This is a genomic window from Streptomyces sp. NPDC051243, assembly GCF_044455405.1.
In the GTDB taxonomy this organism is placed as follows: domain Bacteria; phylum Actinomycetota; class Actinomycetes; order Streptomycetales; family Streptomycetaceae; genus Streptomyces.
In genome coordinates this window covers 85295-109475 of sequence record NZ_JBITES010000025.1, presented here as the reverse complement: position 1 = coordinate 109475, position 24181 = coordinate 85295, and the positions used below count along the sequence as shown (strand labels likewise).

Genomic DNA, 24181 nt, shown 5'->3' with positions numbered 1-24181 from the left:
GGTGAGGTCCTTACCCGGTCTTCCCGGTCCTTCTCCGACAGGTTCCCGTTTCCTCACAGTCGGCACGCCGTGCCAGAGATCTTTGCTGATCGCGGCATCATGTGACAGGTATCACCGCTCAGGTGTGACCCGCGATTTAGAGGCCCCCCGCAAGCAGCGATAACCTGCGAGACGGACATGCCGCGCGCTCGGACACCGTGTGCGCCTCCCTTGTGACAGCGGACGTCACGTTGCCCTTCGCGGCACGCCCACGCATCCAACGAACCGCGAGATCACTGATAGGGACGGAAGCGCGTGGACCTGTTCGAGTACCAGGCGAGGGACCTCTTCGCCAAGCACGATGTACCGGTGCTGGCCGGTGAAGTCATCGACACGCCTGAGGCGGCCCGCGCAGCCACTGAGCGCCTGGGTGGCAAGTCCGTCGTCAAGGCTCAGGTGAAGGTCGGTGGCCGTGGCAAGGCCGGTGGCGTGAAGCTCGCCGCCACCCCGGACGAGGCCGTCGCCCGCGCGACGGACATCCTCGGCATGGACATCAAGGGCCACACGGTCCACAAGGTCATGATCGCCGAGACGGCTCCGGAGATCATCGAGGAGTACTACGTCTCCTTCCTCCTCGACCGGGCCAACCGCACCTTCCTCTCCATCGCCTCCGTCGAGGGCGGCATGGAGATCGAGGAGGTGGCGGCCACCCGCCCGGAGGCCGTCGCCAAGATCGCGATCGACGCCATCGACGGCGTGGACGAGGCCAAGGCCCGCGAGATCGTCGAGGCCGCCAAGTTCCCGGCCGAGGTCGCGGACAAGGTCGTGAACGTCCTGATCACGCTGTGGGACACCTTCATCAAGTCGGACGCCCTCCTCGTCGAGGTCAACCCGCTCGCGAAGGTCGCCTCCGGTGACGTCATCGCCCTCGACGGCAAGGTGTCGCTGGACGACAACGCCGAGTTCCGTCACGACTGGGACGAGCTGCACGACAAGGCCGCGGCCAACCCGCTCGAGGCCGCCGCCAAGGAGAAGAACCTCAACTACGTCAAGCTCGACGGCGAGGTCGGCATCATCGGCAACGGCGCGGGTCTGGTCATGTCGACCCTGGACGTCGTCGCGTACGCCGGTGAGAAGCACGGCAACGTCAAGCCGGCCAACTTCCTGGACATCGGCGGTGGCGCCTCCGCCCAGGTCATGGCCAACGGTCTGGAGATCATCCTCGGCGACCCGGACGTCAAGTCCGTCTTCGTCAACGTCTTCGGTGGCATCACCGCCTGTGACGAGGTCGCCAACGGCATCGTCCAGGCCCTGAAGCTCCTCGAGGACCGCGGCGAGGAGGTCACCAAGCCCCTCGTCGTCCGTCTCGACGGCAACAACGCCGAGCTCGGCCGGCAGATCCTCACCGACGCCAACCACCCGCTGGTCCAGCGCGTCGACACCATGGACGGCGCGGCCGACAAGGCCGCCGAGCTGGCCCACGCCGCCAAGTAAGCACTCAGGACGAGGACACCAACACACCATGGCTATCTGGCTCAACAAGGACAGCAAGGTCATCGTCCAGGGCATGACCGGCGCCACCGGCATGAAGCACACCAAGCTCATGCTCGGTGACGGCACGAACGTCGTGGGCGGCGTGAACCCGCGCAAGGCGGGTCAGACCGTGGACTTCGACGGCACCGAGGTACCCGTCTTCGGGACGGTCGCCGAGGCCATCGAGAAGACCGGCGCCAACGTCTCCGTCATCTTCGTGCCGGAGAAGTTCACCAAGGACGCGGTCGTCGAGGCGATCGACGCCGAGATCCCGCTGGCCGTCGTCATCACCGAGGGCATCGCCGTCCACGACACGGCGTCCTTCTGGGCGTACGCCGGCAAGAAGGGCAACAAGACCCGGATCATCGGCCCGAACTGCCCCGGCATCATCACCCCGGGCCAGTCGAACGTCGGCATCATCCCGGGCGACATCACCAAGCCGGGCCGTATCGGCCTGGTGTCGAAGTCCGGCACGCTGACGTACCAGATGATGTACGAGCTGCGTGACATCGGCTTCTCGACGGCCGTCGGCATCGGTGGCGACCCGATCATCGGCACCACGCACATCGACGCCCTCGCCGCGTTCCAGGCCGACCCCGACACCGACCTGATCGTGATGATCGGTGAGATCGGCGGCGACGCCGAGGAGCGGGCCGCGGCCTTCATCAAGGACAACGTGACCAAGCCGGTCGTCGGCTACGTCGCGGGCTTCACCGCGCCGGAGGGCAAGACCATGGGTCACGCCGGCGCCATCGTCTCCGGTTCGTCGGGCACCGCCCAGGCGAAGAAGGAGGCGCTGGAGGCGGCGGGCGTCAAGGTCGGCAAGACGCCGACCGAGACGGCGAAGCTCGCGCGCGAGATTCTCGGCGGCTGAAGGTAGTTACGGCACTCAGCTGACGTTGGTGGGCCCGTTCCCCGGGTGGGGGCGGGCCCACCGGCGTTGTCGCTCGCCGCGCTGACGGGTGCCTCCCCCAAGCTCTTCGAGCAGGGGGTACCCCCAGCGCCCACCCTCCCCGAAGCTCTCGACTTACCTCGAGCAGGGGGACCCCCCAGCGCCCCAGCGGCACGACTGCCCGCAGGCTGGGCGGGCGGGCCGGCGGCTGCGCGGGCTGGGCAGTCTGCGCGGGCCGGGCCGGGGCGGGCGCGGTGGCCGAGCGTCACTGTGGCTGTGGTGCCAGGCGCTCCGGGCCGTGCTGTAGCTCCGAGCGCAGCTTCGCCCGCAGTTTCTGCTCCTCCGCCGACAACGGCCCCGGCGCCACCTTCGGCGGTACGCCGAGCACCGTCTGCCCGGGTGGCACGGGTGGCTCGTACTGTGTCGGAGCCGTTCGCAGCGTCAGTGCCGTCGTGCCGATCAGGGCCACCGTGAACGCGATGGCCGCGCGGGTCCAGAAGCGGGCCCGGCATTCGCTGCTGTCGCGTACCACCGCCGGCTTGGCCGCGCGCAAGCGCTCCGCGGAGGCCAGTTCGGCCAGGCGGTGGTGGAGTTCGGCCGGGTCGGACAGGGGCGGGAGGCGGTCGGCGATCGCGGCGCGGGCGTGCAGGAGGCGCCGCGCGGTCGCCGGAGTGCTCGCCTCCGACTCCGCCGCCGTCTCGGGCAGGTCGAGGCCGACACCGTCGTACAGCAGAAGCGTGCGGCGCTGTGGTGGTGGCAGTTCGAGGAGTACGTCGAGCAGGACGCGGTCGGAGGCGTCGGCCGGCGGGGGCTCGGGGTGCCGGTAGCGGGGGCGGAACCGGTGCCAGGGAGAGAGGGCGAAGTCGTACGCCGCCGCCCGCACCCAGCCCGCCGGGTCCCGGTCGCGGGCCACCTCCGGCCAGCGCTGCCAGGCGAGTTGAAAGGCACGCTCCACCGATTCCCGCGCGAGTTCCCGGCGCCCGGTGAGCAGGTAGGTCTGCCGTGCGAGGGCGGGGGCGCAGAAGGCGTACAGCGCGTCGAAGGCCTGGGCGGGGGTGAGGGGGCGGCGTTCGCGCCAGGGTTCGGGGGTGGGGGGTGCCGGATCGGCGTACGGCCCCTCGGGGGACACGGGTCGCGGCTGCTGCTGACGCTTTGTCACCTCTGGCTCCCCCGTAGCTTCCTGAGCCGCCGTCTCTTTCGCCAGCGAGTCGAGCAGTTGTGCGTACGACTCTCTCCTGTGGCCGCGCGGTGACGTACGGCCGTGCTCCCACGCGTGTACCGTCGCGCGGCTGACGCCCACCCGTGCCGCGACCTGAGCCTGCGTCAATGAGCAGGCCTCCCGCAGGCGTCGGCGTTCGCTGGGCGGGGGCAGCGGGGCTGCGGATCGCGGTGTCACCGGGCGCCCTTTCGTGCGAAAAAGTACATAAACATATATTGGGCGACACATCGGAGGTTCGCCTGTTACGACGGGAAAGCGCGTGTCGTTGGGAGCATGGCGGGCGTGATCGAGATGACCGCTCGCCGAACGACCCCGTCGTCCCCGCACCCGCGCATGCGCGACCGAACGCCCGGGCTGGCCGCCAGTCTTCTGAACGGTGCGGTGGCGGCAGGGCTCGGGCTGGGCGGGTTCGCGGTGCTGGTGATGGTGCTGTGGGTCTCCTCGCCGTATCCGGACAGTGGGCCGGGGGGCGCGCTGCGGATCGCCGCCGTGCTGTGGCTGCTGGCGCACGGTGCCGAACTGGTCCGCGCCGACACCCTCACCGGCGTCCCCGCGCCGGTCGGCGTCACGCCGTTGCTGATGTTCCTGCTGCCGGTGCTGCTGGTGCACCGGGCGGCGCGGGACACGGCGGCGGACGCGGGTGACGGGTCGCCGCTGGTGCCGGGGCGCATGGCGTGGGCGGGAGTCGTGCTCGGCTATCTCGGGGTCGGTGCGGCGGCCGCGGCGTACGCGGCGCGGGGCGAGCTGCGGCCGGAGTGGGCCTGGACCGGGGTGTGGGTGCCGGCGGTTGTGATGGTGGCGGCGGGGGCGGGGGTGTGGACGGCGTGCGGGCGGCCGCCCGAGGTGGTGGAGAGCGTGCTGGTCGCGTTGCCGAGGCGGGTACGGCGGCTGGTGCCCGGGGTGGTGGCGCGCGCCCGGCTCGGCATCGCCGCGCGGGCCGCCGGGGCCGGGGCGGCGGTACTCGTCGGCGGGGGCGCGGTACTGGTGGGCGGCTCGCTGGTGTGGCACGGCGGGGCGGCGCGGACGTCCTTCCTGCACCTGACGGAGGGGTGGTCGGGGCGGTTCGCGGTACTGCTGCTGTGCGCGGCGCTCGTACCGAACGCGGCGGTGTGGGCGGCGTCGTACGCCCTCGGGCCGGGGTTCGTGCTCGGGGCGGGGCATGTGGTGGGGCCGGTGTCCTCGGCGCCCGCGCCGCTGCTGCCGCCGTTTCCGCTGCTGGAGGCGGTGCCGGGGGCGGGGGTCGGCGGGCCGGAGCGGTGGGGGGTTCTGGCGGTGCCGGTTGTGGCGGGGGCGGTGGTGGGGTGGTTCGTGGGGAGGGCGGCGGTACGAGCGGGGGGTCGGTACGGCGGTGGCGAGGTCGCTCCAGGGGTCAGGGCCGGGCGAGCGTCCAAGGAGGAGCGGTCCAAGGGTGGGCCGGCGAATTCGGCGGGCGGATCCCAGGCCGGACAGCAGCCCGCCGTGATCTGGTCGACCTGGCGGACCGCCGGGGTCGCCGCGCAGGCTGCCGTGCTCTGCGGGGTCATGTTCGCCGTGCTGGCCGCGCTGTCGGGCGGGCCGCTGGGGGTCGGGCGGCTCGCGCAGTTCGGGCCCGTGTGGTGGCAGGTCGGGGCGGCGACGCTGGGGTGGGTCGGGCTGGTGGCGGTGCCCGTGGCTGTGGTCGTGCGGGCGTGGCGGTGCCTGGCGGGGCGGGGGGCGACGGCAGGGCAGGGGAGCGGGGTGCGGGGGGCGCGGATCGGGGTGCCTCGGGTGGAGGCGTCGGGGCAGAGCGGCTCGGGTGCGGCGGGCTCGCGGGTGGGGGGTGCCGGTGAGGACGGCTCGGGTGGGATGGACGCTGGTACCGGTGGGCGCCGGTTGCGGGAGCGGCTGCCGTTGGTCGGCGGGTGGTTCTCGCGGAGGGCGCGGTCGGGGGAGGGCGACGGCGCGGCCACGGAATCGAGGGCGGGGCGCTCGGTGTACGACCAGGAGGACCTGTTCACGGCATTCGCGCCGGACCACGCCGTTCGCCGGCAGGGCGGCGGCCAGGATGTACGGCTCCCGCAGGACGGCCGGGACTCCTCGATCGAGGCGCACGGCCGGGACGTCCCGCACGTCCCGTACGTGGAGTACGACCACGACACCACGTTCGAGCCGGACGGCTTCCCGTCCGACGCCCGGCCACCGGAGCCGCCGCCCTCACCCGGGCCGTTGCACGACGATGCCGGGCGTGCCACACGTGGGGCGGCGATGAAGCAGGCGTCGGCACCGGCGGAAGCCCACGAGGACTCTCGACCCCGGGACGCCGGGGTGGGCTCGGCCGCTCCGGCCGCCCGCCAGAACCCGACCGCGCGGGACACCCTCGAGGACTCGGCCGACGCGGACACGCACGAGGACCGGGCCGCCCGGGCCGCCCGCGAGGACTCGGCCGACGCGGACGCCCGCGAGGACCGGGCCGCCCCGGCCGCCCACGAGGCCTCGACCGCACCGGACACCCTCGAGAACCCGGTATCGCCGCACGCCCCGGAGAACCCGGAATCTCCCGAACCCCCGGACAACACCGCGTCACAGTGACCGCGAGGATGCCGCACCCGGGTTGCCCCGTCGCGCCCTCAACGACGCTGCGTCATCCCACCTGAACCACGCTGCCGCACCGCCGCCTCAACCACGCTGCCGCTCCGCCGCCTCAACCACGCTGTGGCATCGCGCCCCAACCCCCGCTGCCGCGGCACCCACCCTCTCAACTCACCCGGCGTCCCCCAGAACCCCCCGCAGCTCCTCGGGCAGGAGCTCCTTGCACGACTGCTTCGCCTCGTTGGTCAGGGCGTCGCTCGTGCAGGTGTAGTAGTCGCGGTAGACCATCTGCGCCGTGAACCCGGCGGCCACCACCGCGATCGCGAGGGACGCCGTGACCAGCCCGCTCACCGCCGCCGTCGTCTGGGGGCGGCCCGTCTGCTGGGGGGCCGGGTTGTCCGGGTCGGGGGTGCGGGGCTTGGCGCGGAGGCTGCTGATGCTCCAGTACAGGGCCAGCGCGCCGAGCAGGAGGGCGACGTACGGCCAGCTGAACAGGGCGAAGAAGAAGGCCCACATGCCGGACAGCAGGGCGTACCGCGCCCGGCGCTGGACGGGGTCGGTGGGGTCCCAGCGCATGCCGGTGCCCGGGCCGCTGCCTCCGGGGCCGCCGTCCTGGCCGCCGCGGGGCCGGTCGCCGAAGCCGCCCGAGGAGCGGCCCGGCTGGCGGTCGCTCCACTGGCTGCCCCACGGCGAGTCGCCCTCGCCCGATCCCCGCGAGCCGTCCTCGCCCGAGGGGCGCCGCGGCTGCCACGGGCGGTCCGGCGTGCCCTCCGGGGGCGGCGCGAAGGGGTTGTCGTCCTGAGCTTGGCCGCCCGGGCCCGGCCCCCGCTCGTCGCCGTTCTGTCCGCCCGAGGGCGCGTCGGGCGGTGAGGCGGGGCGCTCCCGCAGCAGCATGCCGCTGTGCTCCCCTCCCTGCAGGGACTGCGGAGGGAGCGTGAGGAGTCGCAGGCTGCGGTCCGGCATCAAGTGAGCGTCTTCCCCTTGGTGAATACGCACGATGGCGAGTCGAACGATGGCTGACAGGAACGAACTGCGTGAGCTGTCACTTCGTGAACGCACCGCACACCGACCGCGTTCCCGAGCCCGCTCCCTCGCAGACGCTACCTTCCGGCCATGCCCCCGTCCCATGGGGGCCGCCCGGTGTGCCGGTATCGTTGCTGACGGTCGGCTGCTTCGTAGACTTCCCCGTATTCCGGGGCGCGATGCATTCGTATGAACGTACAGACCACCTGCGCGTCGAGCGCTGAGCGCTCGACGCGCGGACCCGTCGACGTCCATGCCCGCCGGCCGCACGAAGAAACGCACCCCCGAGAAAGGGCCCCACCGTGGCCGCCAAGCCCGTGGCCGAGCGTGCCAAGCGCCTCGTCGTCCTGGTCTCCGGATCCGGCACCAATCTGCAGGCGCTTCTGGACGAGATCGCCGCCGTCGGCCCCGAGGCGTACGGCGCCGAGATCGTCGCGGTCGGCGCCGACCGCGAGAACATCGAGGGGCTCGCGCGGGCCGAGCGCGCCGGACTGCCGACCTTCGTCTGCAAGGTCAAGGACCACGCCAGCCGTGAGGAGTGGGACGCGGCGCTCGCGGAGGCCGTCGCCGCCCACGAGCCGGACCTCGTGGTGTCCGCCGGGTTCATGAAGATCGTCGGCAAGGAGTTCCTCGCGCGCTTCGGCGGGCGGTTCGTGAACACCCACCCGGCCCTGCTCCCCAGTTTTCCCGGCGCCCACGGCGTGCGTGACGCCCTCGCGTACGGCGCCAAGGTCACGGGCTGCACCGTCCACTTCGTCGACGACGGCGTCGACACCGGACCGATCATCGCTCAGGGCGTGGTCGAGATCCGGGACGAGGACGACGAGAGCGCTCTGCACGAGCGCATCAAGGAAGTCGAGCGAAGGCTGCTCGTCGAGGTCGTGGGGCGGCTCGCCCGCAACGGCTATCGCATTGAGGGACGAAAGGTAGTTATCCAGTGACCGCCGAGAGCAACAAGCGGGCCATTCGACGGGCGCTCGTCAGCGTCTACGACAAGACGGGCCTCGAGGACCTCGCGCGCGGCCTGCACGAGGCGGGCGTGGAGCTCGTCTCCACCGGGTCCACCGCGGGTCGTATCGCTTCCGCCGGCGTCCCCGTGACCAAGGTCGAGGAGCTCACCGGCTTCCCCGAGTGCCTGGACGGCCGCGTCAAGACGCTGCACCCGCGGGTGCACGCGGGCATCCTCGCCGACCTGCGCCTGGACAGCCACCGTCAGCAGCTCGACGAGCTGGGCGTGGCGCCCTTCGACCTCGTCGTCGTCAACCTCTACCCGTTCCGTGAGACGGTAGCCTCCGGCGCCTCCCCGGACGAGTGCGTCGAGCAGATCGACATCGGCGGCCCGTCCATGGTGCGCGCCGCCGCCAAGAACCACCCGTCCGTGGCGGTCGTCACCAGCCCCGCCCGTTACGGCGACGTCCTCGCGGCGGTCCGCGACGGCGGCTTCGACCTCACCACCCGCAAGCGGCTCGCGGCCGAGGCGTTCCAACACACGGCGGCGTACGACGTGGCCGTCGCGAGCTGGTTCGCTTCCTCGTACGCCCCCGTTGACGACTCTCAGTTCCCCGACTTCCTCGGCGCCACCTGGGAGCGCGAGAACACCCTCCGCTACGGCGAGAACCCGCACCAGCCGGCGGCCCTGTACGTCGACGGCGGCGGCGCCGGTCTCGCACGGGCCGAGCAGCTGCACGGCAAGGAGATGTCGTACAACAACTACACGGACACGGACGCCGCCCGCCGTGCCGCGTACGACCACGCCGAGCCCTGCGTCGCGATCATCAAGCACGCCAACCCCTGCGGCATCGCGATCGGCGCGGACGTCGCCGAGGCGCACCGCAAGGCGCACGCCTGTGACCCGCTGTCCGCTTTCGGCGGCGTGATCGCCGTCAACCGCCCGGTCAGCAAGGAGATGGCGGAGCAGGTCGCAGAGATCTTCACCGAGGTCATCGTCGCGCCCGACTACGAGGACGGCGCCCTCGAGGCCCTCGCCAAGAAGAAGAACATCCGCGTGCTGCGCTGCCCCGAGGGCCCCGGCAACCCCGTCGAGATCAAGCCCATCGACGGCGGTGCCCTCCTTCAGGTCACCGACCGCCTCCAGGCCGACGGCGACGACCCGGCCAACTGGACCCTCGCGACGGGCGAGGCGCTGTCCGCCGAGGAGCTCTCGGAGCTGGCCTTCGCCTGGAAGGCCTGCCGGGCCGTCAAGTCCAACGCGATCCTCCTCGCCAAGGACGGCGCCTCGGTGGGCGTCGGCATGGGCCAGGTCAACCGCGTCGACTCCGCCAAGCTGGCGGTGGAGCGCGCCGGCGCCGAGCGCGCCCAGGGCTCGTACGCCGCCTCCGACGCCTTCTTCCCCTTCCCCGACGGTCTGGAGATCCTCACCGAGGCCGGCGTCAAGGCGGTCGTCCAGCCCGGCGGTTCGGTCCGTGACGAGCAGGTGGTGGAGGCCGCGAAGAAGGCGGGCGTGACCATGTACTTCACGGGGACGCGGCACTTCTTCCACTGAGCGGTGAGCACAGGGCTGTGAGCCCGCACGTATGAGGGGCGCGCCGTACGCAACGGCGCGCCCCTCACCCATGTCGCCGTCAGGTGGAACGACGCAGCGCCGCCCAGGTGTCGGGCCCGACCTGGCCGTCCACCTCCAGCCCCTTGTCGCTCTGGAACAGCCTCACCGCGGACTCCGTGTCCGCGCCGAACTCGCCGTCCACGCCCGAGCCGCCGACGCTGTAGCCGCGCTTGGTGAGCATGCACTGGACCTGGACGACGCGCTGGCCCGTGTCGCCGCGGTCGGTGAGTTCGGTGCCGGAGTAGTAGGTGCAGTCGGAGAGCCAGGGCGGCGTGGCGGGGGTCGTGGCGGTCTTGGTGGGGGTGGGGGCCGGGGCGCTGCCGCCGCCCGCGCCGCCTTCGTCGCCGCCGGAGGTGCTGGAGGGGGCGCCGGTGGGAGTGGCCTGGGCTCCGCCCGTGCCGCCTCCGGCCGCGTTCGGGCTCTTCGAGGCCTCGGCGTCCTCCGTCGCGGAGGCCGTCTCCTTCTCCTCGCCCTTTTCCTTGTCCGTGCCCTTGTCGCCGGAGGGGGAGGCGGAGGAACTGGGGAGGGCGGAGTCCTGCGCCTGGCCGGCGTCGGCGCTGTCGCTTGCCGCGGGTCCGGTCGAGGCCGTTTCGTCGAGGGACGGGCGGGTGAGGAAGAAGGCGCCCGCGGCTACGGCGCACACGGCGAGGCTCGCTGCGACGGCGAGGAAGGCCTTGCGCTTCCTGCGGCTACCGCTGACTTCCGGGGCGGGTGTCTGTACGGGGGTGGTGTGCGGCCCGAGGGTGGGCCCGAAGGCCGGGGCTGGGCCGTGGAACGCCGGGGGCTCGGTGGGCGTACGGAACGGGGCGGGCATGGGCGGCTGGGCCGGTGTGGGGAACTGGGCCGGCGTGGGCGGCTGGTCGGAGGTCGGGGACTGGGCCGGCGTAGGGGCCTGGGGCGGTGTACTCAACTGCGGCGGCGTACGCAACTGGACCGTCTCCTGGACGGCGAGCCGCTCCAGTGACTCGCAGGCCTCCTGCCGGGCGTGCAGCCGGGCGGCCAGCGGCTCGTGCCAGGGGGCGGGCGCGTGGCCGTGACCGGCGGCTGTGGCGGCGTCGAGGAGTTGGCGCGGGGTGGGGCGTCCGGCGGGGTCCTTGGAGAGGCAGGCGGAGAGCAGGGCGGCCAACGCCGGTTCCACCGCGGCGAGTTCGGTCATGATCTCCGGCTTGGGTTCCTCGAACGCGACCCGGTGCATCACGTCGACGCCCGTTCCGCCCCCGAAGGGGGCGTGCCCGGTGGCGGCGTAGATCAGGCTCCCCGCGAGCGAGAAGACGTCGGAGGCGGTGTCGCAGCGCGCCTCGCGCAGATACTCGGGCGCCATGAAGGCGGGCGTGCCGACCCGGTTGCCCGTCGAGGTGATCGCGCTGCCGTCGGCGGCCTGCGCGATGCCGAAGTCGATGACGTGCGCGCCCCGCAGGGACAGGATGATGTTGGACGGTTTGAGATCCCGGTGTACGACATCGGCGGCGGCCAGCGCCGACAGCGCCTGCCCGAGCTCCCCAACCAGCCGCCACACCCCGGCACGCTCCAGCCTGCCGCACTCGCGCACGGCGTCCGCGAGGTTGAGGCCGGGCAGGTACTGGGTCGCCATCCACAGCAACGAGTCGTCGAACCCGGTGCCCAGCAGGTCCGGCGTGCGCGGCGTGTGCACCTGCCCGTGCACCACGGCCTCCCGCTCGAAGCGGCGCCGGAACCGGGGGTCCTCGGCGTACTCGGGGCGGATCACCTTGACGGCGGCGAGGCCGGGGGTGTTGTCGGCGGGGCGGGCCAGGTAGACGTGGCCCATGCCGCCGCTGCCGAGGAGGCCGAGGGGGATGTAGGGCCCGATGCGGCCCGGGTCGGTCCGCCGCAGTGGTCTGGCGCCCGCCTGCTCCAGAGCGGCGTCACGGGACGCCGGGGCATTCGACGGCACGGGTTGCCGCTGGTCTGTCATCGATCCCCCGAGTGCTGCTCTTCCCAACAGTCGCCTGCGTCACGACAGTTGGTGTGAGGCTACCGGGTGGCGGTCGGGGAACGCCTGAAAGGTTCCGGGAATGCGCACGGGACCGAGCACCCAGCGGGCCCGGGAGCCGGTGTTCCCCACCCGCGCCCGGGCCCTCTGGGTCGAGTCGCGGCGACGACGCTCAGCCGTCCACCTCGTACTGACCCACCTCGATGAAGTACCGCAACTCCTCCGGCGTGCCGTCGATGGCGTCCTCCGCCGCCGCCCGCAGCGCGTCGCTGATCGTCGGGTCGGCCAGGATGCGGGCGATGCGGACCCGGTCGTCCTCGGCCCGGGCGAGGCGGTAGCCGGTCTCCAGGAAGGCGCGCAGGGCCTCCGGGGTGTTGGCGTCGAGGGCCTCGTTGGCCTCCCTGATGACCGCCTTGTCGGTCTTCGGGTCGGCGGAGGCGAGTATGCGGGCGATGGCCACGCGGTCGTCCTCGGCCTGCGCGATCCAGCGACCCGTCGCCAGGAAGTACCGCTGGTCCTCGATCGTGCCGTCCATGGCCTTCTGCGCGGCGGCGTAGACGGCCTTGCCCGTGGTGGGGTCGGCGATGATGCGCATGATCGCGACCCGGACGTTGTCGTCGGACATCTCGTCGACGCCCGGGTCGGTCGCGTCGGACGCGGTCGCCACCGTGGTGGCGGACGACGGGGCGGCCGGGTCGGCGGCGAAGGCCGGGGTGGCCAGCAGGAGCGCCGGGGCCAGGGCGGTGGCGACGAGGGTCAGGGCGATACGGGTCGGTCTCACGTGCGAACCTTCCAGGTCTGCGTCGTCTACGACAGGTGCGGTGTACATCTTCCCCCCAACCGCCCCCTGGATCACCGGAATTACCCGGTCCCCTCAGGTCAGACCTCCCCGGCCTTCCGCAGCGCCCGCCACGTACTCGCCCCCACCACCCCGTCCGCCTCCAGCCCCACCCGCTCCTGAAACGTGACGACCGCCTCGTGCGTCAGCGGACCGAAGATGCCGTCCGCCTCGCCGACCTCGGCGATGCCGTGCAGATACCGGAGCAGGCACTGGGCCTCGCGGACCTGGCTGCCGCCCTCGCCCCGCTTGATCCTGAAGTCCCACGTGCCGTTCCAGCCGGCGGTGTAGCCACGGCCGTGCTCGGCGTCCTCGTACACCGTGGGCTTCTCGCAGGTGGGTGGTGCCGAGGCGGTCGGCCTTCCCTCGTCGCGCAGCGCGTACGTCGTCGCCGTCGCCCCCAGGGCCAGCGCCACCAGCGCCGCGACGAGTGCCGGACGCCGCCACCGCCGGGGCCGTAGCCTCGGCAGCCGCGCCGAGCGGGAGGCACCCGCGGCCTCCTCGACCCGGCGCAGGAGGGCACCGGTGTCGGAGATCCGGGTGACGCGCTCCGCGTGCGTGGGGGCCAGGCAGTCCCGCACGATCTCCCGCCAGCCGTCCGGGAGTTCGGGGGACAGCCGCAGCTCCTCGGTGCCGCGCGCATAGCGCATCGCCGCGTCGGTGCGTGCCTCCGCGCTGCCACCTGGCAAGGGGAAGGAATCCGTGAGGACCATGTGCGCGAGGACCCCGAAGGCCCATACGTCGGCCGACGGACGGACCCGGGTGCCCCGCTCGTCCACCTCCGGCCACAGCAGCTCCGGCGGGGTGTAGTCGGGCGTGGCGAAGGCGGGGGCGTAGGCGTGGGTGCCCTCCAGTTCGGCGGCCATGTTGAAGTCGGCCAGCCGTACCGAACCGTCCTTCAGCAGCAGGACATTGGCGGGTTTCAGGTCGCCGTGCACCCAGCCCGCGTGGTGCAACTGGTGCAGGCCCTCGCAGATCTGCGCCAGCAGGGCCGGGCCCGCATCCGGCTTCGGCTCGTGTTCCAGTGCCGCGTCCAGGGAGCCCTCGGCCTGCTCCAGTACGAGCACGGTGGCGCCGTCCAGCTCGGGGTGCTCCGGATCGTCGACGGTCAGGGTGTCGTACATGCGGATCAGCCGGGGCGCCTTGAGACGCTTCAGCAATTCGACCTCGCGCTCGGCCAGTTCACGCAGGTGCCGCAGCCGGCGCGGGGTGCGGGTGCCGGTGGGCAGGAACTTCAGGGCGGCCCGGTGGGGCAGCGGCGGGGTCTGCCCAGGGCCCTGCTCCCCGGCGAGCCGGGCCGCGTACACGGTGGCGAACGCGCCGGACGCGAGCGGCTCGCGCACCTCCCAGGGGCCGATCCGGTAGCCCTTCGGGACGGGAACGGCGTACGACCGCCCGGTCACCGGGCCACCCCGCTGACGGGCGCGGCCAGCACGCTCAGGTCGTCCTCGCGGACCAGGTCGAAGCGGAGCGCGAGCGACACCAGTGACTCCTTCTTGCCGCTGACGCGCTGACCGGGCTCGGCGGCGTCGGGGCCGGGGCGAAGGCGGAGTTTGAGGGCCAGGTAGTCGATGTTCCAGTAGACGGAGGAGCGGCTGACGGTCGGCCAGGCCGGGCGTAATCGCTCCACCAGCTGCTCCACCGCCGGCAGCGGCGCGTGCGGCTCGCCGCGCAGCCGGGGCTCGCACAGGGCGGTCAGCACCGCGAAGTAGCGGCTGGTGCGGTCCAGGGCGAATGCCGGTGCTGTGGCGGCACCGGGCAGGCCCCGGCGGTCGGCGCTGCGGAAGGCGTGGCGCGGGGCCCAGACGTCGAAGGAGAGCAGGTCCCCCGCGGCGGGCAGCACCACGCGTGAGAACTCGAACGGTACGGGGGCTTCCAGCCGGCCCGGCGGGATCTTGAGGTGCTCTCCGGCGCCCTCCGGGTTCTCCACCACGTAGGTCTGGTCCGCGCTGAGGTTGCTCAGGAGCCAGAAGGACCGGTGTGCCGTGATCTCCCCGGCGATCCGGGGCACCCCTTCGTGCGCGATGGTCAGTGCGCCGTCCGGCGCGGCCCTGCCGAACGAAAGCCGCTCACCGGTGGCGATCCTCACCTGGTCGGCTACACCGCCGCACGCCGGCGGCACCACGATGACGCTGTACATGGAGTCGTCCCCTCCATTCCCCCGTTCAACGTTCAACGTGAGGAAGGGTAAGGGGTGCCTCAGCACGACTTCGAGGCTTTCGCGCGGCATGGCGCGGCGCGACCTCCGGCTCTCCCCCGAGGGAGCCGGAGGCCGCGTGGCCTTTACCGGTCGGGTCAGCAGGGACGCAGCGACCAGATCGGGTCCCACGTCGCCGTGCCGGCCTGGTACGCCGTGGACGTCCAGCGGACACTGCCGTCCTTGTTGAAGAACTTGGCGACCGTTCCGGGCGTCTGGTTGTTGGTGAACGGGCCGTCACCGGTCCAGTTGGTGAGGTTCCACGTCTGGCACTTGTAGAAGTCGAACTTCTGGCCCTTGACGATCATGCACAGGTGACCGTAGCCGCAGGCCAGGTCCCGGGTGCCGATCTGGCCCTTGGGCGCGGCGGTGACGGTCAGGCCGTCGTACGTGACCTTGTCGGCGGTGACCCGGAGCGGCTTCTGGTTCCCGGCGAGAACCTCCTCGGCGACCTGCTGGGTGCTGGTCACCCGGGTGCCGTCCGGTCCGGCGACGGCGGAGGCCGTCACCGTGGAGCCGGCGATCAGGGCGGTGGCCGCGATGAGCAGCGCGGCGGGCTTGGCGATGTTCACTGGTGTTCCCCCATTGCATGGTGTGAACGTGAATGGTGTGAACGCGGTTGGTCACTTCGCTGTGGTGGAGCGGTGTCCAACGTTCCAGTGGCGGCCGCCGACCGGTACCTCAGAACTCTCAGGGTCACTTCTTGCCGGGCGGCGTGTACTCCTTGAGGTAATGGGCGACGCGGGCGGCGTAGTCGCGGTACTTCGGGGGAACACCGCCCGCGTTGTTCACCACCTTGGTCGACGTCCGGTACGCGGCCGCCAGCAGCACCCTGCGGTCGCCGGACAAACCCTTCTGGTCGAGGAGCGGTTGCATGTAGCACAGGTAACGGCCCACGGCCGGAATGGACTCGGCGGGGGTGAGCGGCGGCTTGGGGGTCTGCGTCGCGGGGACGCCGTCCGCCCGGATCCACCAGCGCAACAGACTCGGCGTCCAGCGCGCGATGCCGTACTCGCCCTCCTTGCCCACGGACGGGTCGGACAGGTCGGGGTCGAAGTTGCTCTCCGCCTTCAGCAGGGCGGCGATCAGCGCGGGGGTGACCTCCTGATGGACGCAGTCGTGGGCAGAGTCGACGATCAGCCGCCGGTAGGCCACGGGAACGCCCTTGTCGGTACGGAGTTCGTCGGCGCCGTAGGAGGCGGCGGCCGTGACCTTCGCGCTGTCGCCGGCCGGGGACCGGCCACCGTCCCCGTCGGGGTCCGCCCAGTTGCTCACGCCGTAGCCGAGCGCGGCAACGGCGACCACCGCGGTCGCGGCGGCCAGCGCCGTCGTACGGCGGGAGCGGCGGCGGGGGAGGAGGGCCCGCGGCAGGCGCGGGGAGCGGCCGGCGCCGGCCGCCGCCTCCACCCGCCGCAGCAGGTCCTGGGTGCCGATCCGGTCGGCGTGCGTGCGGGTCAGGCAGTCCCGGACGATCTCCCGCCACTCGTCCGCGAGTTCGGGCGACAGGCGCAGGTCGTCGGTGCCGCGGGCGTACGCGGCGGCCGCGTCACGGCGGGCCGTCGAGGTGGCCCCGGGCAGCGGGAAGGAGTCGGTCAGAAGGAGATGCGCCAGGACCCCGAAGGCCCAGACGTCCGCCGAGGGGCGGATCCGGCGGCCCCGCTCGCCGATCTCCGACCAGAGCAGCTCCGGCGGCGTGTAGTCGGGCGTCGAGAAGGCCGGTGTGTAGGCGTGCGTGCCCTCCAGCTCCGCCGCCATGTTGAAGTCGGCCAGCCGCGCCGAACCGTCCGCCATCAGCAGCACGTTGGCCGGCTTCAGATCGCCGTGCACCCAGCCGGCGTGGTGCAGCTGCGCCAGCCCCTCGCAGATCTGCGCGAGCAGGGCGGGCCCGGCGGCGGGGCGCGGCTCGGCCGCGAGGAGCGCGGACAGGGAGCCCTCCGCCTTCTCCAATACGAGGATGGTGGCGCCGTCGAGGGCGGGGCTGGCCGGGTCGTCGACGACGAGGGTGTCGTACATCCGGATCAGCCGCGGCTGCTTCAGCCGGCGGTGCAACTCGACCTCGCGGTCGACGAGTTCGCGCAGGTGGGTGAGCTGGCGGGGGGTTCCGGTGCCGGTGGGCAGGAACTTCAGGGCCGCCGTCTTCGGCAGCGCCTCGTCGGCTCCGGTACGTCTGCCCTCGTACACACTCCCGAACGCCCCCGTCGCGATCGGCTCCCGCACCTCCCACACGCCCACCCGGTACCCCTTCGGCACCGGGACGGCGTACGGCTCGGTCACCGCGTCACCCGCCCGGAGGCCGGTGCGGCCAGGACGACCAGGTCGTCCTCCCGGACCAGGTCGAAACGCAGGGCCAGTGACACCAGCGACTCCTTCTTGCCGTTGAGCCGCGGGCCCGTGTCCGCCGTCTCCGGGGCGGGCTTGAGGCGCAGCTTCACCGCGAGGTAGTCGATGTTCCACTGGACGGAAGTGCGGGACGCGGCGGGCCAGTTGGGGCGCAGCCGCTCCACCACCTGGTCCACGGTGGGCGGCGGGGCGTGCGGTTCGCCCCGCAGGCGGGGCTCGCACAGGGCGGCCAGGACCGCGAAGTACCGCTTCGTACGGTCGACGGAGAAGGCGGGCGCGGTGGTGGCGCCGTCCAGGCCGTCCTCGCTGCGGTAGTCGTGCCGCGGCGCCCACACCTCGATCGGCAGCAGATCGCCGGCCGCGGGCAGCACGATCCGCGAGAACTCGAAGGGGACCGGCGCGTCCAGCCGCCCCGGCCCGACCTTGATGTGCTCGCCCGCGCCCTCCGGGTTCTCGACGACGTACGTCTGCTCCCGGCTGAGGTTGCTGAGTATCCAGAAGGCGCCCTGGGCGGTGATCTCACCCGCTCTGCGGGACACGCCCTCGTGGGCGATGGTGAGGTCGTTGTCGGAAGCGGAACGCCCGAAGCTCAGCCGGTCGCCGGGCGCCATGCGGATCTGGGTGCGGTGGCTCTCGTCCTCCGTGGTCGGCGGAGGTACCACGATGATGCTGTACAAGGTGCGTCTCCCCGTGCCTGACGGCTACCCACGTCAGGGTAGGGCGACGCAGCGGGGCCGTGTCCCCCTCATACGGGTGAGACACGGCCCTCGGCTGTTATTGGCGTGAACTGTTCAGTACTTCGGGCGGTTGAACCAGGCGGTGGAGGCGCTGTTCACCATCGACGCGAGGATGACGCCCGCGATGGCGAGGGAGATGAGCCCGCCGAAGGTGGCGGAGCCGTTCGCGCCGTTCACGATGTTGAGGATGCCGCCGAGGATCATCAGCGACGCGTACACGATCGTGGTGATGCGGATGCCGCTGCCGCCGTTCTTGAACTTCACGCCCAGGAAGATCGACAGGGCGCCCAGGGCGAGCAGCAGGCCCGCGGCCAGGAAGCCGAGGCCGGCCAGCGCGTCGGTGTCGTCACCGGAACCGACGCCGTTGGAGACGTCCTGGGCGGCACCGACGGCGACGCCGGCGATGAGGCCGAACAGGATCTGGAAGCCGGCCATGATGAAAAGCAGCACACGGGCCGTCTTCATCAGGCCGGGCATCTCCATCGGCATCATGTTGGCGCCGCCCGGGTAGCCGGGGTAGGCCTGCGGCTGGCCCTGCGGGTAGCCGTAGGCGGGCGGCTGCTGCGGAGCGCCCTGGGGGTAGCCGTAGCCGGGCTGTCCCTGGGGAGGCTGCTGCGGCGGGTAGCCGGGCTGCTGGCCCTGGGGCGGCGGGCCGTAGGGATTGTTCGGGTCGCCGAAACTCATGGCGGTCTTTCCTCCGTTGTCCGAGTGCGGGGACGCGCGGCACGGTTCGGAGGAAGGTCTTCGGATGCGGTTGTCCCCCCGGCTCTGCCCGCGGCACTGCCGTCACATCGTTCTTTAGTCTGCTCTTACTTGTCCAGCCGCATTCCCTATGTGTTGTGCAAGTGCAACATCGCTGATCATGAGTGGATACGGGTGGAGATACGGCCGGGAGGCCCGGGCGGGCTCCGTTGCGGACCCGGATTGGAACCGGGAGGGCGTCATCTAGGAGGATGGGACCCATGACCGCCCAGATTCTCGATGGCAAGGCCACCGCAGCCGCGATCAAGTCCGATCTGACCGCCCGTGTGGCGGCGCTGAAGGAGAAGGGCGTCACGCCCGGCCTCGGCACGATCCTGGTCGGGGAGGACCCCGGCAGCCAGAAGTACGTCGCCGGCAAGCACCGCGACTGCGCCCAGGTCGGCATCGCCTCCATCCAGCGCGAGCTGCCGGCCACGGCGACCCAGGAGGAGATCGAGGCGGTCGTCCGCGAGCTGAACGAGGACCCGGCCTGCACCGGTTACATCGTGCAGCTGCCGCTTCCCAAGGGCATCGACGAGAACCGCATCCTCGAACTGATGGACCCGGCCAAGGACGCCGACGGTCTCCACCCGATGAACCTCGGCCGCCTGGTCCTGAACGAGCCGGCCCCGCTGCCCTGCACCCCCAACGGCGTGCTCACCCTGCTCCGCCGGTACGGCGTCGAGATCAAGGGCGCGGAGGTCGTGGTCGTCGGCCGGGGCGTGACCATCGGCCGCCCGATGCCGCTGCTGCTGACCCGGCGCAGTGAGAACGCGACGGTCACCCAGTGCCACACGGGCACGCGCGACCTGTCGGCGCACCTGCGGAACGCGGACATCATCGTCGCCGCCGCGGGCTCCGCCCACCTCATCCGCCCCGAGGACGTGAAGCCGGGCGCGGCCGTCCTCGACGTCGGTGTCTCGCGCAACGCCGAGGGCAAGATCGTGGGCGACGTCCACCCCGGTGTCGCCGAGGTGGCCGGCTGGATCTCCCCGAACCCCGGCGGCGTGGGCCCGATGACCCGGGCGCAGCTGCTGGTCAACGTGGTCGAGGCGGCGGAGCGCAGTGTCGGTTGAGGACACCGCCGGCAGGGCGGAGGACAGGGCCGGTGCGGCTGACGACGCCAGGGCGGATGACACCGCCGGGGCGGCGGACACTGCCGGGGCGGCGGAGATCGAGGTCCGGGACCCGGTGAGCGCCCCGGACGCGGAGGGCGTGCCCCGGCGCACCACGCGCCGCTTCCCGCTGTTCACCAGGGACACGGCCCGCCCCGAGGGCGGGGGCCGGGCCGCCGGCGGTGACGCGCCGGCGCCCGCCCGGCAGTGGCCCGTTCTCCTCGTCCTCGGCCTGGTCGGGGTCGGCCTGCTGATCACCGCGCTCGACGTGTTCCGCGTCGGCACGCTGGTGATCGGCGGCGCTCTGCTGGCCGGCGCGGTGCTGCGGTGGCTCCTGCCGAGCGTCGGCATGCTCGCCGTACGTTCCCGCTTCACGGACATCGCGACGTACGGCGTGCTGGGCCTCGTGATCGTGCTGCTGGCGCTGATGGCTCAGCCGGACCCGTTGCTGAAGGTGCCGTTCCTGAAGGACGCCCTGCACTTCACGGTGGACAGCTGACGCTCTGCGTGTGACGGCGGTCCGTCTTCTCCCCCGAGCAAGGACGGACCGCCGTCCGCGTCCACCGTGGGGCACGGTGAAGGGGTTGTTCAACGCCTGTCAGCGCGCTGTGGCACGGAGGTGACCGTTCCGCTACGTCCGGGCCGTCGGGGAACCAAGGCGTCGCCCTGTGTCGTCACCCGATCGGATCTGGTTCGGAGGTGAGCGATGGGTGCCTGGCAGCCGCTGCCCGACGATCTGCCGCCGGAGGTGCGGCACTTCGTGGAGCAGTTGCGGCAGCTCAAGGACCGCACGGGCCTGAGCCTGGTCGCGCTGGGTGCGCGCACCGCGTACAGCAAGTCCTCCTGGCAGCGCTACCTCAACGCCACCCAGCCCCCGCCCCGGCAGGCGGTCGTCGCGCTGTGCCGGGTGGCGGGGATCGGCAAGGAGGAGGCGGAGCGCTTCGGGGTGCGGTGGGAACTGGCGGTGCGGGCCTGGCCGAAGCCGGTGGTGGTGCCGGGGGCGGGGAAGCCGGAGGGCGCGGAACGGGACGCCGGGAAGCCGGAGGGCACGGGCCGGTTCGCCGGGAAGACCGAGAGCCCCGGTGGTGGCGATGCGGACGAGGAATCCGAAGGGTACGAGGAGGATCCGACTCTCCCCTGGTGGGACGCGCCGCCGAAGCAGTCGGAGCCGCCCTCGCGCCGGTTGCTGGTGGTCGCGGTGGTGCTGGTCGTGGCCTTGGCGTTGACCGCGGTGATCGGGGCTGTGGCGCTGGGATGAGTCCCTTGGGGCCTCCGTGTCGATCGCGCCGTTCGTGCCGGATTTGTCTGAATACGGCGTAAGTGGCGCGAGTGATCGTTTATGTGGTTTCTGTGTGGCGATGTGTTGACAAGTTCGCGGATTTGCAAGGAAGTCGTTCAACAAGCGGGCTAGCGTGGTCGATCGGGACGGTCCGGGGCGTCCTGTGAATCGCAAGGGCTTACTGCCAGGGTTGGGTCGGCCGGCGAGGGGGGCCGGTGGAACACTGGATGACGTCCGGCGGGCGTGCAACGGTGCGTGCCCACGGTCGCAATGCTCCCGTGCGCCCCCACCCCGGGAACTGAGATCCTCACTGGGCGCATCCCTGTGGGTAGCCAGAACGGGGACTCGGCAGAGGGCACCACGCGCGGGGGAGACGCGAGAAACACCAGCACGAACCGGGGGGAAGAGGGGGGAAGCAATGCCTCGTTGGAGGGACTTGCCGGATGAACTCGATCCGCAGGTCAGGGAGTTCGCGAGCCAGCTGCGCCGGCTCGTGGACCGCAGCGGTCTGAGCATCGCGGCGCTGGCCGACCGGACGGGATACAGCAAGACGTCCTGGGAGCGGTATCTGAACGGGCGGCTGCTCGCGCCCAAGGGCGCGATCGTGGCGCTCGCCGAGGTCACCGGGACCAATCCGATCCATCTGACGACGATGTGGGAGCTCGCCGAACGGGCCTGGAGCCGTTCGGAGATGCGCCACGACATGACCATGGAGGCGATCCGGATCTCCCAGGCGCGTGCCGCACTGGGCGAGTTCGGGGCGCCACCGGCGAATGCCAAGGGGAGCGCGAAGGCGGGCAAGGGCGCGCGGCGGGGCGGAAGCGCCACGGCCGTGCCCACGCCCGGGGTGGCGGGGCCGGCGGGGGTGGCCCCGACCGTTCCGCCCGCGGTTCCGGCGCAGCCTTCGGCGCCAGAGGTGCGGGACTCGGCGGTCAGGGATGCGGCGGTCAAGGATTCTTCGGTACGGGACTCCTCCGTACGGGATTCCTCGGTACGGGATTCCTCGGTACGGGACTCTTCGCCGCGGGACTCGGCGGTGCGGGGCGCCGCGGGGGGTGACGTCCGTGAGGGCGGCTCCTCGGGAGCCAACTCGTGGGGCCTGGCGGGGTATCGGGGGCCGTCGCAGGCGGGGGGCCGTACGGGTACGGCGCCGTCGGGTGACGCGTCCGGCGCCTCCGGGGTGGCCGGCGCGTCCGGTGTTTCCGGGCCGGCGGTCGGGTCCGGGGCGCCCGGTCAGTACGGCGCGCCTCCGGGGCGGCCGGGGGACGGGGTGCCCGCGGGCGGCGGCGGTGGCAAGCGGCGGCTGACGATGTTCCTCGCGGGGGTCGTCGGTGTGCTGGTCGTGATCGCGGCGGTGTTCTTCCTCCTCGACAACGGCGGGAAGAAGAACCCGAACGCCGGTAGGTCGCCCTCGCCGTCCGTGACGACCGACCCCGATCTGCCGGCCGGGGTGAAGTGCAGCGGTGACTCCTGCACCGGCAAGGACGCGGAGAGCATGGGCTGCAGCGGTGACCTGGTGACCACCGCCAAGACCGCGACCGTCGGCACGGCCGTGGTCGAGGTGCGCTACAGCGAGACGTGCGGCGCGGCGTGGGGACGTATCACGCAGGCCGCGCAGGGCGACGAGGTGGTGGTGACGGTCGGCAAGACGAAGCAGACCGGGACGATCACCGTCGCCGGGGACGCGATCGCGTACACCCCGATGATCGCCGTGAAGGACGCGGGCGAGGCGACGGCGTGCGCGACGCTGGCCGCGGGGCTGGAGGGGTGTACGCAGTAGCGCGCGCCGACTTCTTGGAAAGGGCGGTGACTTCTCGGCGCCGCCCGCATCTTTCACGCGGGGGTGAGGTGGCCCGTCCGGGGTGCCCCCTCCGGGGAGTTCGCCTAGGGGCGGCGGGGGCGAAAAAAGATTCGGCGGGGCAGGAATGGCCGTCGGCAAAGTGGGCACGCGCACCGTACCCCCACGGGAGTCCGGCAACCGGTACCCCCACCCAGCGGCCGCCCAGGTCCCCCTCTCCCGGACCGGGCGGCCGCTCCTTTCGCCCCTTGATCGACAATGATCGGCATTGATCGAGATTCTGTGGGACGGGCCACACGGACCCGGCCGTGCGAGATCCCGGATGCGCGATAGCCTGACGGATGGATCTCTTGACGCCAAGAGATCGATCATCTCTACGTCCCGCACCCCGGGGCAGGGACGCCCCACCGCCAGCTGTCATACGGAGAACGCCATGACCCGCACTCCCGTGAACGTCACCGTCACCGGCGCGGCCGGCCAGATCGGCTACGCCCTGCTGTTCCGCATCGCCTCCGGCCAGCTGCTCGGCGCGGACGTGCCGGTCCGGCTGCGGCTTCTCGAGATCACCCCGGCGCTCAAGGCCGCCCAGGGCACCGCGATGGAGCTCGACGACTGCGCGTTCCCGCTCCTGCAGGGCATCGACATCAGCGACGACCCGAACGTCGCCTTCGACGGCGCCAACGTCGCCCTCCTCGTCGGCGCCCGCCCCCGCACCAAGGGCATGGAGCGCGGTGACCTCCTCGAGGCCAACGGTGGCATCTTCAAGCCGCAGGGCCAGGCCATCAACGCCCATGCCGCGGACGACATCAAGGTCCTGGTCGTCGGCAACCCGGCCAACACCAACGCGCTCATCGCGCAGGCCGCCGCGCCCGACGTACCGGCCGAGCGGTTCACCGCGATGACCCGCCTCGACCACAACCGCGCGCTCACCCAGCTCGCGAAGAAGACGGGCTCGACCGTCGCCGACATCAAGCGGCTCACCATCTGGGGCAACCACTCCGCCACCCAGTACCCGGACATCTTCCACGCCACCATCGCCGGCAAGAACGCCGCCGAGGTCGTCAACGACGAGAAGTGGCTCGCCGAGGACTTCATCCCGACCGTCGCCAAGCGCGGTGCGGCGATCATCGAGGCCCGCGGCGCCTCCTCGGCCGCCTCCGCCGCCAACGCCGCCGTCGACCACATCCACACCTGGGTCAACGGCACCGCCGACGGCGACTGGGTGTCGATGGGCATTCCGTCCGACGGTTCGTACGGCGTTCCGGAGGGGCTCATCTCCTCCTTCCCGGTCACCACGAAGGACGGCAAGTACGAGATCGTCCAGGGCCTGGAGATCAACGAGTTCTCCCGCGCCCGTATCGACGCCTCCGTCAAGGAGCTCGAGGAGGAGCGGGACGCGGTCCGTTCCCTCGGCCTGATCTGAGTTTCC

The 24181-nt window shown here is 72.0% G+C and carries 20 protein-coding genes; 10 read left to right on the top strand and 10 right to left on the bottom strand.

The features are described 5' to 3' along the window. The first annotated feature begins 294 nt into the window (after positions 1 to 294). Both sucC and sucD read left to right on the top strand, forming a co-directional pair. Positions 295 to 1473, top strand: coding sequence for an ADP-forming succinate--CoA ligase subunit beta (sucC, locus tag ACIBAG_RS43100; RefSeq protein WP_399113266.1), 1179 nt, complete (start codon positions 295 to 297; stop codon positions 1471 to 1473). Between the two features lie 28 nt (positions 1474 to 1501). Then, positions 1502 to 2386, top strand: coding sequence for a succinate--CoA ligase subunit alpha (gene sucD / locus ACIBAG_RS43095; protein WP_399113264.1), 885 nt, complete (start codon positions 1502 to 1504; stop codon positions 2384 to 2386). A gap of 283 nt (positions 2387 to 2669) precedes the next feature. Here sucD and ACIBAG_RS43090 read toward each other — a convergent pair whose 3' ends face one another. Further along, positions 2670 to 3800, bottom strand: coding sequence for a helix-turn-helix domain-containing protein (locus ACIBAG_RS43090; RefSeq protein WP_399113262.1), 1131 nt, complete (start codon positions 3798 to 3800; stop codon positions 2670 to 2672). Positions 3801 to 3896: 96 nt separating this feature from the next. Between ACIBAG_RS43090 and ACIBAG_RS43085 the strand changes: the two genes are divergently transcribed. Further along, on the top strand, positions 3897 to 6170 hold the full coding sequence (locus tag ACIBAG_RS43085; protein WP_399113260.1) for a DUF6350 family protein: 2274 nt from the start codon (positions 3897 to 3899) through the stop codon (positions 6168 to 6170). Between the two features lie 171 nt (positions 6171 to 6341). On the opposite strand, the gene ACIBAG_RS43080 is transcribed toward ACIBAG_RS43085, so the two are convergent. Further along, complete coding sequence (locus ACIBAG_RS43080; RefSeq protein WP_399113259.1) at positions 6342 to 7133, bottom strand: hypothetical protein; 792 nt, start codon at positions 7131 to 7133, stop codon at positions 6342 to 6344. 362 nt (positions 7134 to 7495) lie between these two features. Between ACIBAG_RS43080 and purN the strand changes: the two genes are divergently transcribed. Further along, positions 7496 to 8134 carry a phosphoribosylglycinamide formyltransferase gene (purN, locus tag ACIBAG_RS43075; protein ID WP_399113257.1) on the top strand — a complete coding sequence of 213 codons (639 nt, stop codon included), beginning with the start codon at positions 7496 to 7498 and terminating at the stop codon, positions 8132 to 8134. Next, a complete protein-coding gene (gene purH, locus ACIBAG_RS43070; protein WP_399113255.1) occupies positions 8131 to 9696 on the top strand; it encodes a bifunctional phosphoribosylaminoimidazolecarboxamide formyltransferase/IMP cyclohydrolase in 1566 nt (521 codons plus the stop codon). Before purN ends, purH begins: the two co-directional genes overlap by 4 nt. Positions 9697 to 9775: 79 nt before the next feature. Here the strand turns inward: purH and ACIBAG_RS43065 are convergent, their stop codons facing one another. The 8 genes from ACIBAG_RS43065 to ACIBAG_RS43030 all read right to left on the bottom strand — a co-directional run bounded on the left by ACIBAG_RS43065 (position 9776) and on the right by ACIBAG_RS43030 (position 18503). Continuing rightward, positions 9776 to 11689: a protein kinase gene (locus tag ACIBAG_RS43065; RefSeq protein ID WP_399113253.1), complete on the bottom strand. Its 1914-nt coding sequence runs from the start codon at positions 11687 to 11689 to the stop codon at positions 9776 to 9778. A 190-nt stretch (positions 11690 to 11879) separates the two neighbouring features. Then, a complete protein-coding gene (locus ACIBAG_RS43060) occupies positions 11880 to 12488 on the bottom strand; it encodes an ALF repeat-containing protein (protein WP_399113251.1) in 609 nt (202 codons plus the stop codon). A 98-nt stretch (positions 12489 to 12586) separates the two neighbouring features. After that, on the bottom strand, positions 12587 to 13948 hold the full coding sequence (locus tag ACIBAG_RS43055; protein WP_399113249.1) for a protein kinase: 1362 nt from the start codon (positions 13946 to 13948) through the stop codon (positions 12587 to 12589). Beyond that, a complete protein-coding gene (locus ACIBAG_RS43050; protein WP_399113247.1) occupies positions 13945 to 14685 on the bottom strand; it encodes an FHA domain-containing protein in 741 nt (246 codons plus the stop codon). The genes ACIBAG_RS43055 and ACIBAG_RS43050 overlap by 4 nt, the downstream gene beginning before the upstream one ends. A gap of 155 nt (positions 14686 to 14840) precedes the next feature. After that, positions 14841 to 15314, bottom strand: coding sequence for a hypothetical protein (locus ACIBAG_RS43045; RefSeq protein WP_399113245.1), 474 nt, complete (start codon positions 15312 to 15314; stop codon positions 14841 to 14843). 124 nt (positions 15315 to 15438) lie between these two features. After that, positions 15439 to 17016, bottom strand: coding sequence for a protein kinase (locus tag ACIBAG_RS43040; protein WP_399113243.1), 1578 nt, complete (start codon positions 17014 to 17016; stop codon positions 15439 to 15441). After that, positions 17013 to 17759 carry an FHA domain-containing protein gene (locus ACIBAG_RS43035; protein ID WP_399113241.1) on the bottom strand — a complete coding sequence of 249 codons (747 nt, stop codon included), beginning with the start codon at positions 17757 to 17759 and terminating at the stop codon, positions 17013 to 17015. The genes ACIBAG_RS43040 and ACIBAG_RS43035 overlap by 4 nt, the downstream gene beginning before the upstream one ends. Positions 17760 to 17873: 114 nt before the next feature. Continuing rightward, a complete protein-coding gene (locus tag ACIBAG_RS43030; protein ID WP_399113239.1) occupies positions 17874 to 18503 on the bottom strand; it encodes a hypothetical protein in 630 nt (209 codons plus the stop codon). Positions 18504 to 18781: 278 nt separating this feature from the next. Here ACIBAG_RS43030 and ACIBAG_RS43025 point away from each other — a divergent pair, with 278 nt between their 5' ends. The 5 genes from ACIBAG_RS43025 to ACIBAG_RS43005 all read left to right on the top strand — a co-directional run bounded on the left by ACIBAG_RS43025 (position 18782) and on the right by ACIBAG_RS43005 (position 24175). Continuing rightward, complete coding sequence (locus tag ACIBAG_RS43025; RefSeq protein WP_399113237.1) at positions 18782 to 19636, top strand: bifunctional methylenetetrahydrofolate dehydrogenase/methenyltetrahydrofolate cyclohydrolase; 855 nt, start codon at positions 18782 to 18784, stop codon at positions 19634 to 19636. A gap of 97 nt (positions 19637 to 19733) precedes the next feature. Continuing rightward, positions 19734 to 20174, top strand: a complete 441-nt coding sequence (locus ACIBAG_RS43020; protein WP_399113299.1) for a DUF3017 domain-containing protein — start codon at positions 19734 to 19736, stop codon at positions 20172 to 20174. A gap of 207 nt (positions 20175 to 20381) precedes the next feature. Then, positions 20382 to 20933: a helix-turn-helix domain-containing protein gene (locus ACIBAG_RS43015; RefSeq protein ID WP_399113235.1), complete on the top strand. Its 552-nt coding sequence runs from the start codon at positions 20382 to 20384 to the stop codon at positions 20931 to 20933. A 439-nt stretch (positions 20934 to 21372) separates the two neighbouring features. After that, entirely contained in the window at positions 21373 to 22734 is a 1362-nt protein-coding gene (locus tag ACIBAG_RS43010) for a DUF2690 domain-containing protein (protein ID WP_399113233.1), read from the top strand. A gap of 451 nt (positions 22735 to 23185) precedes the next feature. Further along, a complete protein-coding gene (locus ACIBAG_RS43005; RefSeq protein ID WP_399113231.1) occupies positions 23186 to 24175 on the top strand; it encodes a malate dehydrogenase in 990 nt (329 codons plus the stop codon). The last annotated feature ends 6 nt before the right edge of the window (positions 24176 to 24181 follow it).